The organism is [Clostridium] hylemonae DSM 15053 (assembly GCF_008281175.1).
Classification (GTDB): Bacteria; Bacillota; Clostridia; order Lachnospirales; family Lachnospiraceae; genus Extibacter; species Extibacter hylemonae.
In genome coordinates, this window is record NZ_CP036524.1 from 1,127,652 (window position 1) to 1,150,166 (window position 22,515).

16 protein-coding genes are annotated in these 22,515 nt (G+C 53.5%); 9 read left to right on the forward strand and 7 right to left on the reverse strand.

The genetic code is table 11. From position 1 onward, the window contains the following. Window positions 1-3: 3 nt before the first annotated feature. The 4 genes from LAJLEIBI_RS05310 to LAJLEIBI_RS05325 all read left to right on the forward strand — a co-directional run bounded on the left by LAJLEIBI_RS05310 (window position 4) and on the right by LAJLEIBI_RS05325 (window position 7,320). Entirely contained in the window at window positions 4-1,980 is a 1,977-nt protein-coding gene (locus tag LAJLEIBI_RS05310) for an oxidoreductase (RefSeq protein ID WP_040434671.1), read from the forward strand. 18 nt (window positions 1,981-1,998) lie between these two features. After that, on the forward strand, window positions 1,999-3,162 hold the full coding sequence (locus LAJLEIBI_RS05315) for an iron-containing alcohol dehydrogenase (RefSeq protein ID WP_006441893.1): 1,164 nt from the start codon (window positions 1,999-2,001) through the stop codon (window positions 3,160-3,162). Continuing rightward, window positions 3,152-4,357: an iron-containing alcohol dehydrogenase gene (locus LAJLEIBI_RS05320; RefSeq protein WP_006441894.1), complete on the forward strand. Its 1,206-nt coding sequence runs from the start codon at window positions 3,152-3,154 to the stop codon at window positions 4,355-4,357. Before LAJLEIBI_RS05315 ends, LAJLEIBI_RS05320 begins: the two co-directional genes overlap by 11 nt. 305 nt (window positions 4,358-4,662) lie before the next feature. Beyond that, window positions 4,663-7,320, forward strand: coding sequence for a cation-translocating P-type ATPase (locus LAJLEIBI_RS05325; RefSeq protein ID WP_006441896.1), 2,658 nt, complete (start codon window positions 4,663-4,665; stop codon window positions 7,318-7,320). Here the strand turns inward: LAJLEIBI_RS05325 and LAJLEIBI_RS05330 are convergent. Beyond that, window positions 7,312-8,700 (reverse strand): MATE family efflux transporter, encoded by a 1,389-nt coding sequence (locus LAJLEIBI_RS05330; RefSeq protein ID WP_006441897.1) that lies wholly within the window; start codon window positions 8,698-8,700, stop codon window positions 7,312-7,314. The two genes, LAJLEIBI_RS05325 and LAJLEIBI_RS05330, sit on opposite strands and share 9 nt — an antisense overlap. Window positions 8,701-8,821: 121 nt before the next feature. Here LAJLEIBI_RS05330 and LAJLEIBI_RS05335 point away from each other — a divergent pair, with 121 nt between their 5' ends. Further along, window positions 8,822-9,355: a PadR family transcriptional regulator gene (locus LAJLEIBI_RS05335; RefSeq protein ID WP_006441898.1), complete on the forward strand. Its 534-nt coding sequence runs from the start codon at window positions 8,822-8,824 to the stop codon at window positions 9,353-9,355. A gap of 129 nt (window positions 9,356-9,484) precedes the next feature. Here the strand turns inward: LAJLEIBI_RS05335 and LAJLEIBI_RS05340 are convergent, their stop codons facing one another. The 6 genes from LAJLEIBI_RS05340 to LAJLEIBI_RS05365 all read right to left on the reverse strand — a co-directional run bounded on the left by LAJLEIBI_RS05340 (window position 9,485) and on the right by LAJLEIBI_RS05365 (window position 16,330). Further along, complete coding sequence (locus LAJLEIBI_RS05340) at window positions 9,485-10,819, reverse strand: uracil-xanthine permease family protein (RefSeq protein WP_006441899.1); 1,335 nt, start codon at window positions 10,817-10,819, stop codon at window positions 9,485-9,487. Between the two features lie 14 nt (window positions 10,820-10,833). Beyond that, window positions 10,834-11,781 carry a carbamate kinase gene (gene arcC / locus LAJLEIBI_RS05345; RefSeq protein ID WP_006441900.1) on the reverse strand — a complete coding sequence of 316 codons (948 nt, stop codon included), beginning with the start codon at window positions 11,779-11,781 and terminating at the stop codon, window positions 10,834-10,836. Between the two features lie 19 nt (window positions 11,782-11,800). Continuing rightward, complete coding sequence (gene ygeW, locus LAJLEIBI_RS05350) at window positions 11,801-12,994, reverse strand: knotted carbamoyltransferase YgeW (protein ID WP_040435330.1); 1,194 nt, start codon at window positions 12,992-12,994, stop codon at window positions 11,801-11,803. A 27-nt stretch (window positions 12,995-13,021) separates the two neighbouring features. Further along, window positions 13,022-14,332: a YgeY family selenium metabolism-linked hydrolase gene (locus tag LAJLEIBI_RS05355; RefSeq protein ID WP_006441903.1), complete on the reverse strand. Its 1,311-nt coding sequence runs from the start codon at window positions 14,330-14,332 to the stop codon at window positions 13,022-13,024. Window positions 14,333-14,399: 67 nt separating this feature from the next. Beyond that, on the reverse strand, window positions 14,400-15,650 hold the full coding sequence (gene dpaL / locus LAJLEIBI_RS05360; protein WP_040434674.1) for a diaminopropionate ammonia-lyase: 1,251 nt from the start codon (window positions 15,648-15,650) through the stop codon (window positions 14,400-14,402). Between the two features lie 29 nt (window positions 15,651-15,679). Next, window positions 15,680-16,330: a helix-turn-helix transcriptional regulator gene (locus LAJLEIBI_RS05365; protein ID WP_040434676.1), complete on the reverse strand. Its 651-nt coding sequence runs from the start codon at window positions 16,328-16,330 to the stop codon at window positions 15,680-15,682. A gap of 258 nt (window positions 16,331-16,588) precedes the next feature. Between LAJLEIBI_RS05365 and LAJLEIBI_RS05370 the strand changes: the two genes are divergently transcribed. Genes LAJLEIBI_RS05370 through hydA form a run of 4 tightly spaced genes read left to right on the forward strand, consistent with a single transcriptional unit; the run spans window position 16,589 to window position 22,515 of the window. Continuing rightward, window positions 16,589-16,777 (forward strand): hypothetical protein, encoded by a 189-nt coding sequence (locus LAJLEIBI_RS05370; protein WP_006441906.1) that lies wholly within the window; start codon window positions 16,589-16,591, stop codon window positions 16,775-16,777. Continuing rightward, entirely contained in the window at window positions 16,768-18,099 is a 1,332-nt protein-coding gene (gene ssnA / locus LAJLEIBI_RS05375) for a putative aminohydrolase SsnA (RefSeq protein WP_006441907.1), read from the forward strand. The genes LAJLEIBI_RS05370 and ssnA overlap by 10 nt, the downstream gene beginning before the upstream one ends. 22 nt (window positions 18,100-18,121) lie before the next feature. Then, window positions 18,122-21,112 carry a putative selenate reductase subunit YgfK gene (ygfK, locus tag LAJLEIBI_RS05380; RefSeq protein WP_006441908.1) on the forward strand — a complete coding sequence of 997 codons (2,991 nt, stop codon included), beginning with the start codon at window positions 18,122-18,124 and terminating at the stop codon, window positions 21,110-21,112. Between the two features lie 20 nt (window positions 21,113-21,132). Next, window positions 21,133-22,515 carry a dihydropyrimidinase gene (hydA, locus tag LAJLEIBI_RS05385; RefSeq protein ID WP_006441909.1) on the forward strand — a complete coding sequence of 461 codons (1,383 nt, stop codon included), beginning with the start codon at window positions 21,133-21,135 and terminating at the stop codon, window positions 22,513-22,515.

The following is a 22,515-nucleotide window of genomic DNA, read 5'->3' on the forward strand; positions in this document are numbered from 1 at the left end:
CATATGTACAATACATTATTTTCAAGCTGTAATATCGGGACGTTAGAGATACCAAACAGGGCGGTGATGACTGCCATGGGCAATCACATCGCAGAGGAAGACGGCACTGTGTCGGATGCGGATATAGCCTTCTATGGGGCAAGGGCAAAGGGCGGCGTCGGTCTTGTCATAACAGAGTGTGCCTGTGTCGACTTCAGGACTGGAAAGGGAAATCTGAGGCAGATAGCGGTGGATGACGACAAATATATTCCGGGCTTAAAAAAGCTTGCGGACGAAGTTCATAAATATGGCTCTGTTCTGGCTGTCCAGATCTATCATCCAGGCCGCCAGGGAATAGCAGAGCTTAACGGAGTGGAAAGTATGAAGTCCGCAAGCAAGACAGAGTGCAGGTGTGTGCATCAGCCGGCGCATGAGATGACAACAGATGAAATAAAAGAGATGACAGAACTGTTTGCGGCCGGGGCAAAGCGGTTAAAAGAAGCAGGCGTGGACGCGGTGGAACTTCACGGGGCACACGGCTACCTTATCGGGCAGTTTTTGAGCCCTTATACAAATAAGCGGACCGACAGGTACGGCGGTTCCTTTGAGAACCGCATGCGTTTCCTGGATGAGATCTTAGACGCGGTGCGCAGGGAGTGCGGTGGAGATTATCCGGTGATCGTACGCTTTTCCGCGGATGAGCATATGGAATATGCCGGACTGCCGGGGGAAGGCCTCTGCCTGGAAGACGGAGTGAAGATCGCGAAGCATCTTGCAGGTAAGGGAGTGGACGCCCTTGATGTCAGCGCCGGTATCTATGAGACGATGAACACAGCCTGGGAACCGGTAGGATTTGACCAGGGGTGGAAGATGAACGGGGCAGAGGCCGTGAAAAAGGCAGTCCGTATACCGGTCATTGCCGCTTCGGTCATCCGTGAGCCCGGGTATGCGGAGGAAGTGCTGAAAGAAGGGAAATGTGATTTTATCGGCTCAGCCCGCGCCTTTTTTGCAGATCCGGACTGGATGAGGAAAGCGCGGGAAGGTAAAGAGAAGGAAATCCGCAAGTGTATTTCCTGTCTGTACTGTATGGAGACGCTGATGGCGGCAGATATGAGCGGGACACCCATGGGATGCGCCATCAATTTTCAAGGGTGCCGGGAAGATAAGTACAGTGATGAAATGCTTAAAAAAGACGGGGAGAAAAGAGTCGTGGCGGTGATCGGCGCAGGGCCTGCCGGGATGGAAGCGGCAAGGATCCTGGCGATGAGAGGTTTTTCTCCGGTAGTCTTTGAGAAGCAGGGCGAAGTGGGCGGACAGATCGCGCTTGCGTCAAAGCCGCCAAAAAAGGAGAAGACAGGCTGGCTTATTGACTATCAGAAATACCAGATGGAAAAGCTCGGTGTAGAAGTGCGGCTGAACAAAGCGCCAACACTGGAAGAGCTGAAAGCGTTACACCCGTATGCCGTATTCGTATCCCACGGCTCCAATCCGATCATGCCGAAGTCTATCCGGGGTATCGGCGGGGCAAACGTATATACACCGGTAGAGATATTAAACGGAACGGTCACCCTTGAGAATAAAAATGTAGCGGTTGTCGGCTCCGGAATGACCGGGATCGAGACTGCGGAACTTCTGGGCGACAGGGGAAACAAGGTGACTGTATTTGAGATGGCGGACGATATCGGACCGGGCATTTTCTTCCAGAATCTGATCGATGTGATGGGCCGTGTGAGCACGCATGGGACAAAGCTATATCCAAAACACCGGCTCGTGGAGATCGACGGGACAACGGCTGCTTTTGAAAATACGGAGACAAAGGAACAGGAGCGCTTCGACTTTGACGCCATTGTCGTTTCGCTCGGAACGTCGTCCAATACGGAATTGAAAGAGGAACTGGACAAGGAGTTTGAAAGAGTTGTGTATCTGGGAGACGCGAAACAGGCAGGGAGAATTGAGAACGCGGTCCGCACCGGTTATCTAGCGGCGGCACAGTTAAATTGAGAGTGAGGAGGAGATCATATGTTAAAATCAGGAATGTACACACAGCTTGCGCCGGTTCTGTTCGGTTCTGGAACAGCCGGGCAGGCGGGAGAGATCGTAAAGAGTTTCGGATGCAGTAAGGTTATGCTTGTAAGTGATGAGGGCGTGCTTGAGGCGGGGGCTGCCGGCAAGGTGCGCCGTGTTCTGGAACGATCCGGGATCGAAGTCGTCATGTGGGCAGAGGCGGAGACGGACTGTCCGGAGGAGAGTGTGAAAAGAGCGGCCGCGGTCGGAAGAAGAGAGAAGATAGACGGAGTGGTCGGCGTCGGCGGAGGAAGTGTGCTGGATACGGCAAAGGCAGTGTCGGCAGTCGTGCCCAATGACGACCAGGTGCTGGACGATATCGTTCTGTATCTGACCGGCCAGAAGGAGTATGCAAATGCGCCCGTGCCTGTGATCGAGATACCGACGACGGCGGGAACCGGTTCGGAGAGTACGTTTGTCGCTGTCGTTACATCAGACAAACTGGACTGTAAGATAGGTCTTCCGGTGCCTCCTTCCTACGGTATCGTAGATTCTGAGCTTATGAAGACAGTGCCGCCTTATATCACCGCATTTACCGGTATGGATGCGCTCTCGCATGCCAGTGAAGCGCTGACCGAGCAGAAGAATACGCCTCATTCCGATCTGCTTGCCTGCGAAGCGATACGGCTTATTAAAGAGAATCTGCCGGCTGCGGTGAAGGACGCGGCGGATATGGAGGCAAGAGACCGTCTGGCATTTGCGAGCAGTATTGCGGGCATTTCCTTTAACGAATCAGGAGTCCACATCGGACACTCGGCGGCACATGCGCTCGGGCATCTTTATCATATTCCGCACGGTGTCTGCTGTGCGAATCTGACGCCGGCTGTGATCCGTTTTGCGGCAAAGACATATCCGCAGAAGATGAAACGGCTTGGAGAGCTGATGGGAGCGGCTATCACTTCGGATGACCCGGAAGTGATAGGAAAAGAGGCGGCAGACGCAGTGCGAAGCTTTGCCAGGGCGGTCGGGATCAAGTCTTTTAAAGAACTTGGACTGACGAAGGAACAGATGATGGCCGCAAAACCAATGTTCTATGGCGATGCGCTCTGTATGGCCTTCGGGGGTGAAGTGACGGAGCAGGACGCCGCTGATATTCTGGCGGATGCATATGAAGGGTAAAAGTGAGGTGAGAGCAATGCTGAGACCAGGAGTATATAAGCAGATAGCGCCGGTCCTGTTTGGCAGCAAAATGGCCGCACAGGCGGGGAAAAAGGCTAAAGAGCTGGGAGTGGGCAGGCTCCTGCTCGTCTGTGACGAAGGAATCAGACAGACAGGGATGGACAGCAAAATGGAACATATCCTGAAGGAGAGCGGCCTTATCGTCACAACGTGGTACGGTGTGCAGACCGACTGCCCGGACGGTACTGTGGAAGAAGCTGTAAGGATCATCGGAGAGAACCATATCGACGGAGTGCTTGGGCTTGGCGGGGGGAGCGTGCTGGATACGGCAAAGGTGATCGCCGCGGCCGCAGCCAACGGGCTTGAAATTCTCGGGGAGGTGCTGGAATACCTGTCGGGGGCAAAGAGCTATGCACACCATCCTCTTCCGCTGATCCTCATGCCGACGACGACGGGAACCGGTTCGGAAAGCACCTTTGTGGCAGTCGTGACGTCAAGTGCGCTGGATGCGAAAGTAGGACTTCCGTGCGCCGCGGACTGTGCCATCGTGGACCCTGAACTCACAATGTCGGTACCTCCCTTTGTCACCGCGTTTACAGGGCTGGATGCCCTGTCCCACGCAAACGAGGCACTGGCAGAAAAGAAAAACACTCCTCATTCCGATCTTCTCGCTTTTGAGGTCGTTCGTCTTATAAAGACATATCTGCCTGCGGCCGTTGCAGACGGAAGCGACAGGGAGGCGAGGGAACACCTTGCCTTTGCGAGCAATCTTGCGGGGATCGCATTTAATGAGTCGGGGGTCCATATCGGCCATGCATGCGCGCACGCGCTGGGACATTTATATCACGTGCCCCACGGCGTCTGCTGCGCCAACCTGACCCCTGCTGTGATAGAACTGCAGGCCCGGGCGTATCCGGAAAAGATGAAGAGACTGGGACTGATCATGGGGGCCAAAATCAGCACAGACGAGCCCGGAGAAATAGGAAAAAAAGCAGCGGACGCTGTCCGCGCCTTTGCAAAAGAGCTGGGGATCCCTTCGTTAAACGAACAGGGGTTTACGGAAGCGCAGATCTTGGAGGCGCTGCCGATAGTGCTTAATGATCCGCTCGGGTATGCGTATGACGGACAGATCACGGAAGAGGAGATCCGTTTTATCCTGAAGAGGGCGTATCGCGGATCATATGGCGGAAATTAAAACAGAAGAAAATAAATGTTGACAATACGGCATACTTCTCATATAATAAAGCACAAATAATTCTATCAGATGTTTTTTAGAAGAAAGGATATTACCGACACTATGGACGACGCCGACAGTAGCGACGCTGACCAATGTATTTATTATAATGTTTTAGATAAGAGATCAACAGGGATAACAGGCATGATCTGCGCTTCTTTACAGAGGCGGCAGGTTGTGCTTTTTTGTGTTTTTTACCGCTGATCCTGCCTGTTGAGGCAATCAGATAAATTATATTAAAAAAAGAAGGGAGTGGTATATCCAATATGGATAATCACAGACAGATGCCTTGGCATTCCATGCAGATCGAGGAAGTTTACCGGACACTCGGTACTTCCGTGGAAGGTCTAAGTGATGCTGAGGCGGCCGAAAGGTTAAGAAAGAACGGGCGCAATGAGCTGCGCCGGAAACCGCCGAAAACAATTTCTCAGATGCTCAGAGAGCAGGTGACAGACCCTATGGTGCTCATACTGATAGGAGCTGCCGCGTTTTCAGCTGTTCTGGGAGAATGGACGGAGGCGGCGGTGATCTTTACAATTGTAATCATCAACGCAGTTATCGGAATCGTACAGGAGAAGAAGGCACAGTCATCTCTTGAGGCGCTCCGCAATATGAGCGCACTCACTGCCCGGGCACTGCGGCAGAAGGAGGAGAGCATCATCCCGGCAGCAGAACTGGTGGAGGGAGATGTGGTGTACTTAAGCGACGGCGATATGGTGCCGGCCGACATAAGGCTGACTGAATCGGCCAATCTGAAGGTACAGGAGGCTTCCCTTACCGGTGAGTCGCTGCCGTCAGAAAAAGAGGCAGATGCGGTCCTTCCGGGAGAGACCGTTCTCGGAGACCGACGCAACATGTTATATCGTTCTTCTATTGTCACTTACGGCCGGGCGGTGGGGGTTGTGGCGGCCACCGGTATGCAGACGGAAGTGGGCGGTATCGCAGGCATGCTCGAAAGCGAGGATGAGCTGGATACTCCGCTGAAGCGCAAATTGAATGCGGTGGGCAGGACATTGACGGCAGCAGGTCTTATCGTCTGTGTGTTGATATTTGTGCTCGGAGCATTGTATGAACGTCCGATCATCCCGCAGTTTCTCGTGGCCATTTCCCTTGCCATATCCATCATTCCGGAAGGTCTCCCGGCCACGGCGACGATCGTGATGGCGCTTGGCGTCCAGCGCATGGCAAAACAAAATGCGCTTATCCGGAAGCTTCCCGCAGTGGAGACGCTCGGCGAAGCGACAGTGATCTGCAGCGATAAGACAGGTACGCTGACCTTGAATAAGATGACCGTGACCCATGCTGCGGCAAACGGGGACTTTGAGGCGGGCAGGGCGATACCTGTAGGAGAGGCTGCAAGACAGCATCCGGACGTCTACCGGGAGATCGTCTATGCGGCGGCGCTCTGCAATGACGCAAGCCTTGACCCGGATGAGAGCGGTGGAATCATCGGGGACCCCACAGAGGGCGCGCTCATATATATGGCGCAGGAATTCGGTATTGACCATGAGTCGCTGGAAGATACGTATCCGCGTCTGTTTGAACAGCCTTTTGACTCGGAGCGGAAGCGAATGACGACGGTTCACCGGATAGACGGCAGTTATGTGGCTTACACGAAGGGAGCGGTGGATGAGATGCTGCCTCTTTGCAGCCATATTCTGACCGCGCAGGGCGTACGTCCCATGACGGAAGACGACCGGGCCAATATCCTGGCGCTCTGCCGGAAGATGTCGGAAGATGCCCTGCGGGTGCTTGGATTCGCTCTGAGGACAATACGTGACATACCCGATAAGGACGGGGAAAATGTAGAAGCAGACATGACTTTTGCAGGCGCGCTCGGCATGATCGACCCGCCCCGTCAGGAAGTGGCCGATTCGGTGCGTATCTGCCGGAAGGCGGGAATCCGTACGGTTATGATAACCGGAGACCATAAGGTGACTGCGCTTGCCATAGCGAAGGAGCTTGGTATATATAAAGAAGGGGATATGGTCATATCCGGAGAAGAACTGGATGCCATGGACGACGAGGCACTGATGGCTTCGGCGGGCTCCGCCGCAGTATTCGCCCGCGTGTCGCCTGCAGATAAACTGCGCATCATAAAAGCATTAAAGCGCGCCGGAGAGATCGTCGCCATGACCGGGGACGGCGTGAATGATTCGCCTGCGCTGAAGGCGGCAGACATCGGAGTCGCCATGGGAAAGACAGGTACAGATGTCGCCAGAGAAGCCTCCGATATGATACTGCTCGACGACAGCTTTACTACCATTGCCTTTGCCATCAAGGAAGGACGGCGCGTGTACCGGAATATACAGAAGGTAATACAGTTCCTGCTTGTGGGTAATATCGCGGAAATACTGACCTTATTCGCGGCGACGGTCTTTAACTTTGACGCGCCCCTGCTTGCGGTTCATATTCTCTGGGTGAATCTGGCCACGGCTACGCTGCCGGCGCTGGCCCTCGGCGTCGATCCTGCCAGCAGAAATATCATGAAACACCAGCCGGTAAAGTCAGGCACTTTATTTGAAAAAGACCTCGTGCGGAGGGTTATTGTACAGGGGATTTTTGTGGCGGCCATGACGACCGCTGCTTACTGGACGGGTGCTGCGACCGGCGGCCATGCGGCAGGACAGACGATGGCATTTTGCACACTGGCATTTTCCCAGATGCTGAGGTCCTTTAATGAGCGCTCCAACACGGAGCCCGTCTGGGTGAGGGCGGAGGGAGCAAACCCGTGGCTGCTTGCCGCCTTTGCGGTATCGGCGGCTCTTATGGCGTGTATCCTGTTTCTGCCGGCGCTTAGAGAAGCGTTCAGACTTGTGCCCCTTTCTGGCATACAGTGGGCTGCCGCTGCCGGCTTTTCTGTGATGACTGTCGTTCAGGCAGAGCTGGAAAAATGGATAAAGCGGCTTAAAAGATCAAGATAGAGGTATATCCGTACGTGCGGCAAAAGAATGTGCTTTTGCCGCACGTAATTCTTTGCGGAGACGGACCGCCATAACGATGGCTGCGCCGGCGGACAGGATGTCAGCTGCCGGCTGCGCGTAAAGAATGCCGTTCAGTCCCCAGACGGCAGGAAAGATGAGTATGACCGGCACAAAGCAGATCCCCTGGCGGCAGGCGCCGAGGAGACAGCCTTCTTTTGCTCTTCCCATTGAAAGGAACAGAGTGGAATATACGGTATAGAAACCAAACACTGCAAAGGACAGGCCGCTTGCCCTCAATGCAGCGGCGCCTGTTGTTATCATGTCCAGGTCTGTATTCGTAAACAGGGCCATAATGTCTCCGGCGAACAGGGAAGCGGTCAGACCGAACAGAATACAGAAAATGGTAGACCATATGACGGATGTTCTGACTGCCTGCATGAGGCGGTCATATTTTTTTGCTCCGAAGCTGTATCCGGCGATCGGCTGTAAACCTTTCAGGAATCCAAATACCATGAGACTTCCAACAGACATGATCTTCGTTACAGGCCCCATCGCGGCCAGCGCAAAATCCCCATATTCCTTTGCCGCATGATTTATCATAGTGATGGAAAGACTTGTGAGCACCTGGAAAGCAAGTGTGGGAATTCCGATCTTCAGGATCTCGGACAAAAGTTCCTTTGAGAATGAGCAGTTTTTTATGCTGAAACTGAACACACTCTTTTTTGTAAAGATATAGAGCAGATAGACAAGCGTTGAGACAAACTGCGATACTGCGGTGGCAGCTGCCGCTCCGGCGACGCCGAGGTGAAATCCGTAGATGAGTACAGGGTCCAGTATTACATTGATGACAGCGCCTGTCATTAATACACACATGGTCGTTCTGGCGGCGCCTTCGCTTGATACGATATTGTTCATCGTGACATTAAATACATTAAAGATGGAGGAGACGATATAGATGCCCGTATATGTGACGGCATAAGGCATAACGCTTTTTGTTGCCCCCAGCTGTTTTAAAACCGGTTCCAGAAACAAAATAATACAAAGGATGACGGTGGATCCAACGAGAATACTGCTGTACAGGGCGGTGCTGGCAGCTTTGTCCGCGGTTTCCCTGTCCCCGTTGCCGAGCAACCTGGAAAGGTAAGAGGCGGCTCCGTTGCCGAACAGAAGTCCGAGGCCTACGACGATCTGCCCAAGCGGATACGCCACAGTGATCGCTCCCATCTGGCTCGTACCGAGTCCTCCGACAAAGTAGGCGTCGACAAGATTGTACAGGGCGTTGATCATCATACCTGTCATAGTAGGAAGACCAAGCGCCAGCAATGCTCTCGGCACAGGCACGCTTCCGAGTAATTCCATCTTTCTGTTTTGTCCGTTCATGTAAGTTCTCCTTTCGCTTGACACTGATTGTTTGATATAGTAGTATAAATTATAGTAAATAAAACGCAAGGCTATACTACTATAAATTATAGTATTTGTCAAATGAAAAAAGGAGGAGATTATGGCGACCATAGATCTGATCGTGCTCGGTATGCTTAAAAATGAATCGCTGAGCGCTTATGATATTCAGAAACTGGTAGAGTACAGAAATATATCGAGATGGGTGAAGATCAGTACACCATCTATCTATAAGAAAGTAATCCAGCTGGAAGAAAAGGGATTCATTGAGAGTAATATCGTCAAAGAGGGAAAAATGCCGGAGAAGGCCGTCTATTCCCTCACCGGAGCCGGAGAAAAACAATTTGAAAAACTGATGATGGAGATTTCTTCAAAACCGCTTCGCATCTTTCTGGACTTTAACGCAGTGATCGTAAATCTGACAGAGCTCGCCCCAGAGAAGAGGGAGATATGTCTGGGGCAGATCGGAGAAAGCGTTAAAACGTTAAAAGCATATCTGGAAGAAAATATGAAGATAAAAGAAAATATACCGGATATTCCCGAGACGGGAAAAGCTGTCCTTAGGCAACAGATGATACTCGTTCAGGCGATCGAAACATGGCTGGATTCCCTGAAGGGCAGTTTTGAGGAACAATGACCGCCCGGCTGTTTCAGAGGCCTGTAAAAAATACCCCGGCGTCCTTTTTTGCGGAAACCACGTTTAACGACATGGTCCGGAGGGCGTCCGGGGTATAAAAAGTTGTACGGTATCTGCCTGGCCGCAGCTTCAGGAACCTGCCTCCAGATCTTTCGGCAGTATGATGTTCAGCAGTACGGCGATCAATGTTGCGATCACTACCGGTGATTTCCCGAATATCATCACAAACCAGTCCGGGAAATTCTGGAGCGCCTCTGTTGCCTGTGATATACCCATGCCGAGTGCGGCGGCCAGTCCGACGATGGAGGTGTTCCGGTAGGACATGTTTTCGGATGTTATAAGTTTCATCCCGGTCATGGCGATCGATGCAAACACGGATACGGTCGCGCCTCCGAGCACTGCGTACGGGATCGTCGTCAGGAGGGATGAAAACTTCGGTATAAATCCCGCCGCGAGCAGAAGCACGGCTGCAAGGCCGAGGACACAGCGGTTTACAACTTTTGTGGTGGCCACGATACCCACGTTCTGGCTGTAGGTGGCTGTCGGCAGTCCCCCGGCCAGTGAACAGAGGATATTGGTGATCCCGTATCCGACGATGCCGCCCTGAAGCTCTCCGTCCGTCGGCATCCGGTCGAGCCCTCCGCTTGTCGTGGCGGAGAAGTCACCGATCGCCTGGATGGAGTTGATGGCAAACAGCAGGCCGATGGCGACGCACGAAGAGATTTCAAACTTTACGCCGAAATGCAGCGGCATCGGCAGCTGGAACGCAGAGGCCTGCGCGATGGGAGAGAAGTCGACCATTCCCATACAGAGGGCCGCCGCGTACCCGCCTATGATCCCGATCAGTATAGAGGCCAGCTTGAATATCCCTCTGCCGAAGTGGTTCAGAAGCGTCACGATGACGAGGGTGATCACAGCTATGATCCAGTTCCTGTAGGAGCCGTAATCCGGACTTCCCACGCCGCCGGCCATATAGTTGATGGCGGTCGGGTAGAGGGAGAGGCCTATGGTGAATACGACGGTTCCGGCGATGAGCGGAGGAAAGAACCTGCGGATCCTCTTAATGTTCAGCCCAACGAATACTGCCACACATCCGCCCACGATCTGGGCGCCGAGTATTGTCGGTATATCAAATTCTGCCGCGATCGTCTGCATGCTCGGCAGGTAGGCAAAGCTGATCCCCATTATGATCGGAAGACCGGAACCTATCGTAAACCACCGCGTGTGTATAAACGGAAACAGCTGGATCAATGTGGATATTCCGGACACGATCAAAGCCGCCTGAATGAGAATGACAGAGTCCTTCTCCGACAGGCCGGCTACGCCTGCGACGATGATCGCAGGCGTGACACAGCCGACGATCATGGCAACCACATGCTGGAGGGCAAGCGGCAGCGCCTGCTTTATGTCCGGGACACCTTTCAGGTCAAATATAGAAGAGCGGGTCCGCTCTTTGTCTGTCATATGCGTCCCCTCCTTTAGTCTAGGGTGATGAGCGTTCCGGTCGTACCGTTGATACCTTCCTTTGCTTTTTCAAGAAGAGTGATGAGCGCGCACCGTCCCGGCCTGGAGGCCGCGAAGTCGACTGCGGCCTGAACTTTCGGAAGCATGGAGCCCGGGGCAAAGTGCCCTTCTTCCATATACTGACGCATCTCGGAGACGGTGACTTTGTCAAGCCACTTTTCATCCGGCTGTCCAAAGCGGATGGCTGCTTTTTCCACAGCGGTCAGTATGATCAGAAAGTCTGCATCCAGCTCTTTTGCCAGAAGGCAGCTGGCGAAGTCCTTATCGATGACCGCGCTGGCGCCCCGCAGGTGATTTCCCTGACGGATGACGGGGATCCCGCCGCCTCCGCAGGCGATCACGAGTTCTCCGGAATCAACCATGGCTTTTATCGTACCTGTCTCAATAATTTCCACCGGCTTTGGAGAGGCGACCACACGGCGGTAGCCGCGGCCTGCGTCTTCCTTCATTATATAGTCATATTTCAGCGCCATTTCTTTCGCCTGCTCTTTTGTAACAAATTTGCCGATCGGTTTGGACGGGCTGTCGAAGGCAGGGTCATTTTCATCGACCCGCACCTGTGTGATCATGGTGGCGACGGGGATGTTGTCGATCCCTCTGTCCAGAAGTTCTTCACGCAGGGCATTCTGAAGGTCATATCCGATATATGCCTGGCTCATGGCAACGCAGACAGACAGCGGAGTGTTCGGCTGCTCTTTATCTTCGTGGGTCAGGGCGAGCATGGCATTGTTGACCATGCCCACCTGGGGGCCGTTGCCGTGGGCGACAACGACTTCGCAGCCTTCTTCGATCAGGTCTACAATGGCGCGGGCTGTTATCTTCACAGCTGCCATCTGTTCCGGGAGTGTATTGCCGAGCGCGTTTCCGCCCAGGGCGATCACGACCCTTTTTTTCTTTGTCATAGTTATGCCTCCTTATCCCTTACTTGAGTATTCTCGGGGTCCCCTTTTCGTCAAGCTTTTTCAGGATATCGGCGGGATCGGCAAATTTGGCCAGGAAGATCATGGCCGCTATGATATACGGCTTAAAGCTGGCTTCCTTATATAACGGTTCCCGGTAACGGTCAAATACACTTGCGTCCACTTCACCTTCCTCACAGCTCACGCCTGTGATGTCTGCCGGCAGACAGTGGAGATACAGCGCTTTGCCGTCCTTTGTCGTCTTCATGAGCTCCTCTGTACATGCCCAGTCTTTGTGCTGCGCATTCTGGGAGAGCAGTTCTTTTTCCAGAGCATCGATGCCGGCCTGGTCGCCTTTGGCATAGAGGTCGGTCCGTTTTTCCATGGCGGCAAAGGGAGCCCAGCTCTTCGGATATACGATGTCCGCGTCTTGGAAGGCTTCTTTCATATCATTTGTCTTTGTGTAGGAACCGCCGGACTTACTGGCATTTTCCGCGGCAACTGCCTCTACTTCGGGGAAGACTTCATAGCCTTCCGGGTGGGCGAGGACGACGTCCATGCCGAAGCGGGTCATGAGACCGATGACTCCCTGCGGGACAGAGAGCGGTTTTCCGTAGGAAGGAGAGTAAGCCCATGTCATGGCGAGCTTCTTGCCCTTTAAGTTTTCCACACCGCCGAATTCGTGGATAATGTGCAGCATATCCGCCATCACCTGCGTCGGATGGTCGATATCGCACTGTAGATTCACAAGCGTCGGTTTCTGGGCCAGGATCCCTGCTTTATTTCCTTCTGTCACCGCATCGGCAACATCGTGCATGTAGGCATTTCCTTTTCCGATGTACATGTCGTCGCGGATACCGATGACGTCCGCCATGAAGGAGATCATGTTGGCCGTCTCGCGGACGGTCTCGCCGTGGGCGATCTGGGATTTCCCTTCGTCCAGGTCCTGTACCTCCAGGCCGAGCAGGTTGCAGGCGGAAGCGAAGGAGAAGCGGGTGCGGGTGGAATTGTCGCGGAACAAAGAGATGCCAAGGCCGCTTTCAAATACTTTTGTTGAGATGTTGTGTTCGCGCATGAAGCGGAGCGCGTCCGCCAGTGTGAACACGGCCTCCAGCTCGTCGTCAGTCTTCTCCCACGTGAGGAAGAAGTCACCGTTGTACATTTCTTTAAAGTTCAGGGAATTTAATTTATCGATATAATCTTGTAACGTTTTCATCATTTATTACCTCCGGTCATTTATGGTTTATTTACAGTACACAGATGGGAGAGCGGCATATACCGCTGCGCATCTGACAAGGTCGTCTTTCCATGTCTTTTCGTTCGGGGCATGAGCCTGTGCTTCCGCGCCCGGTCCGAACCCGATACAAGGAATGCCGTTGCGGCCCATGATGGATACGCCGTTTGTGGAAAATGTCCATTTGTCGGTAAGAGGACGGTCTTTTCTCTCTGCTTCTGTCTGCGCATTGCCGAGACGGCTGCTGCCGTAAAGTCCTTTGTATGCTTCTTCCAGAGCTCTGGTCACTTCATGGTCCTCAGGAATGACCCAGGTTGGGAAATAACATTCGATCGGATAGACACAGCCGGTATAGGAAGGCCGGTCGTATGTATACATGGACACCTTTACGTCATCGCCGTACTTTTTCACGCTCGGGAGCGCGCGGATCTCATCAAGGCAGCTTTCCCATGTCTCACCCGCTGTCATGCGGCGGTCCAGGGAGACGGCGCAGGAGTCGGCAACCGCGCAGCGGCTCGGCGAGGTGAAGAAGATCTCAGATACCGTGACTGTGCCCCGTCCGAGGAAGTTGGCTTCCTTCCACTGCGGGTTGTACGTTTCGTTCAGCATTTTTACGAGTCCTTTGATCTTTGTACCGTCACTGTCGTCATTTTCATTCAGGGCGCGCACATCCTGCAGGATGTCGGCCATCTTATAGATGGCATTGTCGCCCCGCTCCGGCGCGGAGCCGTGGCATGATACGCCCTGGACATCCACGCGGATCTCCATGCGGCCGCGCTGTCCCCGGTAGATGCCGCCGTCGGTCGGCTCCGTGGATACGACGAATGCCGGGCGGACGTTGTCTTCATTGATGATGTACTGCCAGCAGAGGCCGTCGCAGTCCTCCTCCTGGACCGTGCCGGTCACGAGCACCTGGTACTTGTCGGACAGCAGCCCGAGATCCTTCATGATCCTCGCCCCGTACACTGCCGAGACGATGCCGCCGAGCTGGTCGGATACCCCCCGGCCGCCGATTTCCGTCTCCGTCTCATACCCTTCATACGGGTCGAAGTCCCAGTTGTCTATATTTCCGATCCCCACATTGTCGATATGGGCGTCAAAACCGATTAGGGTACTGCCCGTACCCATGTAGCCGAGCACATTCCCCTGGGGATCGATCTCGACCTTGTCAAACGCAAGCTTTCGCATTTCCCCGGCTATGCGCTCAATGTGCGCCTTCTCATCGCAGCTCTCGCCAGGTTCCCTGACGATGTCCCGTAAAAATCTGGTCATGTCGGCTTCGTAATTTTTTGCAGTTTCTTTAATTTTATTAAAATCCATGAAAGTTCCTCCTTTTTCATAGGGGTCAGACCCCTCTTGCGAAAGGGGTCTGACCCCTATGGCAATTTTACAACAATTCTGAAAATGGTTCTTTGTCTGTTCCGCACAGACCTTCCCATACGATCTCGTGGTAACGCTCCGGGTCCGTGTCTCCCTCGGATGACACGAGCAGTACGTCGGAGTTGCCGTCGAGTTTGAGCGCTTCCTTTAATTCACTGTATTCCGGCCGGGTCATAAGAGCGGCTACGAGGCCCATGCACACGGAGCCGGACTCGCCGGATATGACCTGGCTGTCGCCGCGCAGCGGCGCTGCGTAAATGCGGCAGCCGTTGGCGCTTACCCAGTCCGGGCAAGATACGAAGGCGTCCGCGTGGTTTCTCAGGATATCCCAGGACACGGTGTTGGCTTCCCCGCAGGCGAGGCCGGCCATGATGGTGAGCATGTCGCCGGTCACGTCGACACAGCTTCCGTCGCCTCTTACGGCGGAGCGGTAGAGGCAGTCCGCGGCTTTGGCCTCCACGACGACCATCACCGGAGGATGCTCTTTAAAGCGGTTGGCAAAGTAACCGATGACTGCGCCCGCAAGGGAACCGACGCCTGCCTGGATGAATATATGTGTCGGCCGTTTTACGCCGTCTTCTTCCAGCTGTTCGGCAGCTTCCGTGGCGAGTGTTCCATACCCCTGCATGATCCAGGTCGGGATCTCTTCATAACCTTCCCAGGCTGTGTCCTGCACCATGATGCCGTATTCTGTCTCCTCTGCCTCTTTCGCGGCTTTGCGCACACAGTCGTCATAGTTCAGGTCTTCGATCGTCACGGTGGCATTTTCTCTCGCGATATTTTCTAGTCTCGTCTGCGTTGTGCCTTTTGGCATGCGCACGACACATTTCTGTCCGAGCTTGTTGGCCGCCCAGGCGATGCCACGTCCGTGGTTGCCGTCTGTCGCGGTGAAGAAGGTGGCCTGCCCGAACTCCCTGCGCAGTTTTTCGGAGGTAAGTACACCGTAGGGCACGTCGCTTACATCTTTACCGAGCTGTTTTGCTATGTATCTGGCAATGGCGTAAGAGCCGCCGAGCACTTTGAAGGCGTTCAGCCCGAAGCGGTAAGATTCGTCCTTTACGTACAGACTCCGAAGGCCGAGATAGTCTGCCAGCCCGGATAGCTTTGTAAGCGGTGTTACGCTGTACTGTGGAAAGCTCTGATGAAAGCTGCGTGCTTTTTTCATTTCCTCTTCAGACATGCTGGCAAGCTGAAGGTCATCACTTTCCGGCATGTTGTTCAGTGTCCATTTTAATTCAGTTTCACTTGGTCTGCTCACGGTATCGTACCCTCCAATTCCATATTTGTTTATTTGTTGATTTCCACATAACTATATAAAGTATATTTGGAGATGCCAAAGTATTTGGCCACTTTATCCCCTGATTTCGTGATGAGAAACGCGCCTGCATCGTTCAGAAATCTGATGGCTTTTATTTTCTCGTCTTTTGTCATGAGAGCCGCCGGTACTCCTACGAGTTCGACGGATTCCTCGATGAGTTCATCCAGAAGTTCACTGACGTCGTGGGTGATCTTTTTCGGCGGGTTCCCGGCCTTACTGTCTTCCTCCTCCGGCGGGCAGCTGGTGAGCGCGTGGATGCTTCCCTCCAGCGCCATAAGATTCGTAATGTCGTAATTGATGGAGAGGATGTAACGCGGTCTGCCCTTGTCGTCATTGATGTAAATGGTGCTGCATTTCAGGATGCGGCCGTTATCTGTCTTGATCAGATAGGCCAGGTGGTCTTCAAGCGGCCCGTTCTGATGCTTCACCGCATTCAGGACCGCGGCGGACGGCCCGTCGCCAAGCCTCCGGCCTGTGATGTGGCCGTTTTCTATATGCACGATGGAACTGTCAATGGAACTTTTCGTCAGATCGTGCACGACTACTTCACAGTTTTCACCGAACTGGGCGGCCATCCCCGCAGCTATCTGTTTTAACATTTCCAGTCTGGAATCTGCCATTTTCTTCTGTGCCTCCTCATATACTTCTACTGTCTCCCTAAACTCATCATAGCACAGAAAAAAGAAAAAGCAATACAAAAATAAAAAAATATTTAGCATACAAAAATATTTTTGTATATAGCGTTGCAATTTATATATATTGATGATAGAATGAAGGAAACAAACGGAATGTTTGTGTAAATTATACGAAATAATTCGGTTGCATGGACTTCTTTGAATGTGAAATATGTTCAAATACACAAGATGTTCTGAACATATATGCGTACAGAGGAGAACCGAAAAGGGCTGCCGCGCGGACGATCTGTCTCCCTGTCCGGGCGGTGCCGGGCAACAGGTAAATATATCATTGTAAAAGTAAAAAAAGCGTTCAGAATACCGGCAGGCGCCATGGGAACGGCCGAGAGTTCTGGAACAAGCGGTAAAGAGGAGGCGACATTATGCTCGTAATAGGCAGCGGAAAGACTATTACATTAGACGCGCAGAATCCTTATATTGAGAATGGCGCGGTTGCCATGGACGGGAACCGTATCATTGCCGTCGGGCCGGCGGACGATATAAGGAAGAGCTACCCGGATGCACAGTTCATTGATGCCGGAGGCAATGTTATCATGCCGGCGTTCATCAACGCACACGAACACATCTACAGCGCCATGGCGAGGGGGCTTAGCATCAAAGGATACAGTCCGAAGGGATTTCTGGACATTCTGGACGGACAGTGGTGGACGATCGACCGCCATCTCACACTGGAGCAGACAAGATACAGCGCGGTGGACACGATGATATCCTGTATCAGAAACGGAGTGACGACGATCTTTGACCACCATGCAAGCTACGGACATATTACAGACAGTCTGTTTACGATAGCGGAGGTGGCGAAGGAATTGGGCATACGGGCCTGTCTCTGCTATGAGGTGTCAGACAGGGACGGACAGGACAAGGCGAGGGAGGCGGTCAGGGAAAATGCAGCCTTCATCCGCCATGCGCTGAAGGATGATACAGATATGCTGGCGGGTATGATGGGAATGCACGCACAGTTTACCATTTCGGATGAGACATTTGAGCTGGCGGCGGCGAATAAGCCTGCGGAAGCCGGCTACCACATACACGTGGCCGAGGGGATCGAGGACCTGCATGACTGTCTGAACAAGTACGGGAAACGTATTGTGGACCGTCTCATGGACCATGGGGTGCTCGGGGAAAAGACGCTGCTCGGTCATTGTATCTATATCAACCCGCATGAGATGGAGCTTCTGAAAGAGACGGACACGATGGTCGTACATAATCCGGAATCCAATATGGGAAATGCCTGCGGCTGTCCTCCGACGATGGAGCTCGTGCGCAGGGGGATACTGACCGGTCTTGGCACCGACGGCTACACGCATGATATGACAGAGTCTTTTAAGGTCGCGAATGTGCTGCACAAGCATCATCTGTGTGACCCGAACGCAGCGTGGAGCGAGGTGCCGAAGATGCTGTTTGAAAATAATGCCGCCATAGCGAACCGCTATTTCAAAGCGCCGCTCGGCGTCCTGAGAGAAGGGGCGGCCGCAGATGTGATCATCGTTGCTTATGATCCGCCGACCCGCCTGACAAAGGATAACATATACGGACACATCTTATTTGGCATGACGGGCCGCGATGTGGTGACGACAGTCGGAAACGGGCGCATTCTCATGCAGGACAGAGAAGTAAAAGTGATCGACGTAAAAGAGGCCATGGAGAAATGCAGAGAACAGTCCGACATATTGTGGAAGAGTATCAACGGGTGATGTATAATGAGGAGGAAATAATATGAGTGATAAGATGACGTGTATGCCATTTTCCCAGTTGATGGAATGGATACGCGCGGAACATGACACGAAGGGAACTGTGTTCGGAGTCCACCGTCCTTATAAGGCTGACGCCTCCCGTTCTCTTACGATATTCGGAAGAAACCTGGAGACCGTCATCGGACCGGCCGCGGGGCCGAACAGCCAGCTGGCACAGAATATCGCGGCGTCCTACTACGCGGGCGCGCGGTTTTTTGAACTGAAGACCGTGCAGATAATGGACGGCGACGAGCTGGCGGCCTGTGTCAATAAACCGTGTATCAAGGCGGACGATGAATGCTATAACTGTGAGTGGTCCACGGAGCTTTATGTGCCGCAGGCGCAGGAAGAGTATATAAAGGCATGGTTTCTTCTGTCGTTTATGGCAAAGGAATATGGGCTTGGGAGCATGGACGGCTTCCAGTTCAACATCAGTGTGGGATATGACCTTGCAGGCATTAAATCTCCGAAGATCGACCATTTTATAGAGAGCATGAAGTATGCCGGACATACGGACACCTTCCGGGAATGCAGACAGTATCTGCTGGAGCATGCAGAGGAGTTTGGGCGGATGACGGCAGAGGACATTGAAGCCATTTCTCCTGATATATGTAATTCCGCCACGATCTCTACACTGCACGGATGTCCGCCGCAGGAGATCGAGAGCATTGCGGACTATCTTCTGAAAGAAAAGAGGATGCACACATTTATCAAGTGCAATCCTACGCTGCTTGGCTATGATTTCGCGCGCGCGACGCTCGATAAGATGGGATATGACTATGTGGCCTTTGGAAGGTTCCATTTTGAGGATGACCTTCAGTACGCAGACGCAGTGCCGATGCTTAAAAGGCTTATGAAGCTGTCCGCAAGCCTCGGACTGGAATTCGGCGTCAAGATCACGAATACCTTTCCGGTGGATGTCAAGGCGGGAGAACTGCCGAGCGAGGAAATGTATATGTCCGGAAAGTCGCTTTATCCGCTGTCGATCTCACTTGCGGCAAAGCTTTCACAGGAGTTCGCGGGAAGACTCAGGATCGCGTATTCGGGAGGCGCGGATGCATTCAATATTGAGCGCATCGCCGGATGCGGCGTATGGCCGGTCACGGTGGCGACGACGATACTTAAGCCGGGCGGATACCAGAGGCTTCTGCAGATGGCGGAAGTTCTGGATGATATGGGAATGAAGCCGTTTGATAAGACAGATACAGAGGGGCTCATAAAGGCAGCGCAGGATGCTGTGTGTGACAGGCATCACATGAAACCGGCCAAGATGCCGGCCTCCAGAAAGTCTTCTGAGAAAGTGCCGCTGCTTGACTGTTATACGGCTCCGTGTGAGGACGCCTGTCCGATCCACCAGGAAGTGTCGACATATATGAGACTTTCCGGGGAAGGGAGATACGAGGAGGCGATGCAGGTCATTTTAAATGAGAATGCACTGCCGTTTATCACCGGGACGATCTGTGCACACGGGTGTATGAGCCACTGCACGAGAAACTTCTATGAATCACCGGTACAGATAAGGGACACAAAGCTGCTCTGTGCCGGGAAGGCGTATGAGGCGGCCCTGTCTTCGCTTGAACCGGCCAAAAGCTGCGGGAGACGGGCAGCTGTAGTCGGGGGAGGTCCCTCCGGCATGGCGGCGGCGTTTTATATGGCCAGGGCGGGCGTACAGGTGACGATATATGAGAAGCGTCCGGTGCTGGGTGGTATTGTCAGCAGCGTCATACCGGATTTCCGCATCGATGACACGGTGATCGCAAAAGACGTGTCCTTTCTTGAAAAGCTGGGCGTGGAGATAAAGTGTAATACGCAGGCGCCGCCGGTCAGCGAGCTGAAGCGCGCAGGTTATGACTCCGTTATTCTGGCGGTGGGGGCTTATAAGAGAAGCAGCCTTAAGCTGGAAGGAGGGACGCCGGTCAATGCCCTTGCGTTTCTGGAAGAATTTAATGAGACGAAGGGAACAATTAGACCGGGCAGAAACGTCGTGGTGATCGGCGGAGGAAATACGGCGATGGATACGGCAAGAGCCGCGGTGCGCTGTCCGGGTGTAGAACATGTATATCTCGTATACCGGAGGACAAAGCGCTATATGCCGGCGGATGAACATGAGCTTTTGCAGGCTGTCGCGGACGGAGTGGAATTCAGGGAGCTGCTTGCGCCTGCCCGCATGGAAAAAGGGGCGCTCATCTGCAGGAAGACGACGCTTGGCGCACCGGATGCTTCCGGCCGTGCCGGTGTGAGGGAGACAGAGGAGACAGAGAAGATCCCGGCGGATATGGTCATAGCTGCAGTGGGCGAGAAGGTGCCTGCTGACTATTATGAAGAAAACGGTATCTGTGTGGATGAAAAGGGCCGCCCGAAGGTGGACAGTAACCTCGGGACGAACGTGCCAGGCGTGTATGTCATCGGAGACGGGCTTAACGGTCCCTCGCTCGTAGTCAAAGGCATGGCTGACGCAAAGACTGCGGCGGAAGCTGCCGCGGGGAAGCCGGTGTCCGGACATAGGAGCAGTCCGGCCGTTAAATCTGATGTCTATGCCAGAAAAGGCATTCTGGCGGAGCCGTCCGATAAGAAGGAAGCACAGCGCTGTCTGAGCTGTTCCACTGTGTGTGAGAACTGTGTGGATGTCTGTCCGAACCGGGCCAATATATCGGTGCACGTGCCTGGGATGGAGAAGGAACAAGTCATCCATGTAGATTATATGTGTAATGAATGCGGCAACTGCAGGAGTTTCTGTCCGTATGACAGTGCGCCGTATCTGGATAAATTTACCCTGTTTGCAAAAGAAGCGGACATGGAAGAGAGTAAAAACGACGGATTTGCCGTGACTGACCAGGCGGCCGGTCTGTGCCGGGTGCGTTATCTTGGCCGGATGCATACGGTAAATGCGGCGGAGGCAAAAGAACTCCCGGAAGGGATCGCGCGGCTTATAGAAACGATACTTAAGGACTATACATATTTGATCTCATCATAAACAGAAAGAAGGCAGGCAGTATGAAGCGTTTATTCCGGGGCGGAACTGTGGTTGGCCCAGAGAGAACGGAAAAGTTGGATATTCTTGTAAAGGGGGAAAAGATTCTTGCCATGGGCGAGAATCTTGACTTCCACGGCGCGGAGGTCATTGATGTGGAGGGAAAGCTTTTGTTTCCCGGATTTATCGACGCCCACACTCATATGGACCTGGAAGTGTCGGGTACGGTGACTGCGGACGGGTTTGATACGGGGACGAAGGCAGAGCTTTCAGGGGGCACCACATGCATCGTGGACTTTGCCACACAGAACAAGGGGGAGAGTCTTGCGTATGCGCTTTCCTGCTGGCATGAGAAAGCCGGCGGCAGATCGTCCTGTGATTATGCGTTTCACCTCGCCATGTCGGACTGGAATGAGGAGGTGTCGGAAGAACTGGCACAGGTGACGGCGTCGGGGATCCATTCCTTTAAGTTATATATGACTTACGACGCCATGGTGGTGGATGACAGAACGATATATGAAATATTGTCAAGGCTTAAAGAGCTCGGAGGGATCGCGGGAGTACACTGCGAGAACAAAGGGATCATCGACGCCCGGACAGCGGAAGTGATGAAGAAGAAAGGAAACCGGGAACATGTATCGGACTATCCGGGAACACGCCCTGCGGCCACGGAGGCGGAAGCGGTCGGGAGACTTCTCAAGATAGCCGGATGTGTGGATACGCCGGTCATCGTCGTGCACTTAAGCTCCAAAGAAGGACTTGCAGAGGTGAGAAGGGCGAGAGAGTCGGGGCAGACAGTGTATGTGGAGACGTGTCCCCAGTATCTTGTCATGGATGAAAGCAAGTATCACCTGCCTGACAACGAGGGCAGAAATTATATGATAGCGCCGCCGCTGCGGACGAAGGAGGACCAGCAGGAACTGTGGAAGGCGCTGCGTGAGAATGAGATCCAGACAGTGTGCACAGATCACTGCAGCTTTACAACGAGCCAGAAGAAGATGGGTGAGAGCGATTTTTCTCTCGTGCCGTGCGGAATGCCGGGGGCGGAGGAGCGCCCGGCGCTTATGTATCATTTCGGCGTAAGGCAGGGAAGGATCACGTTAGAGCAGATGTGCGCATATCTGTCGTACGGGCCGGCGAGGCTTTACCATCTGTATCCCAAAAAGGGGGCGCTGGAGCCGGGATGTGACGCAGATATCGTCGTGTGGGATCCTGAGGCGGAGTGGACGTTGTCCGCAGAGAGCCAGAAGTCGGCGGCGGATTACTGTCCGCTTGAAGGCACGGTGCTCAAAGGACGCGCGGAAAAGGTGTATCTGCGCGGAGAGCTGGCGGCGGAAAATGGAGCGATCGTAAGGGAATACGGCGGGCGGTATGTGACCGCACAGGAAGCAGCAGACATCGGATAA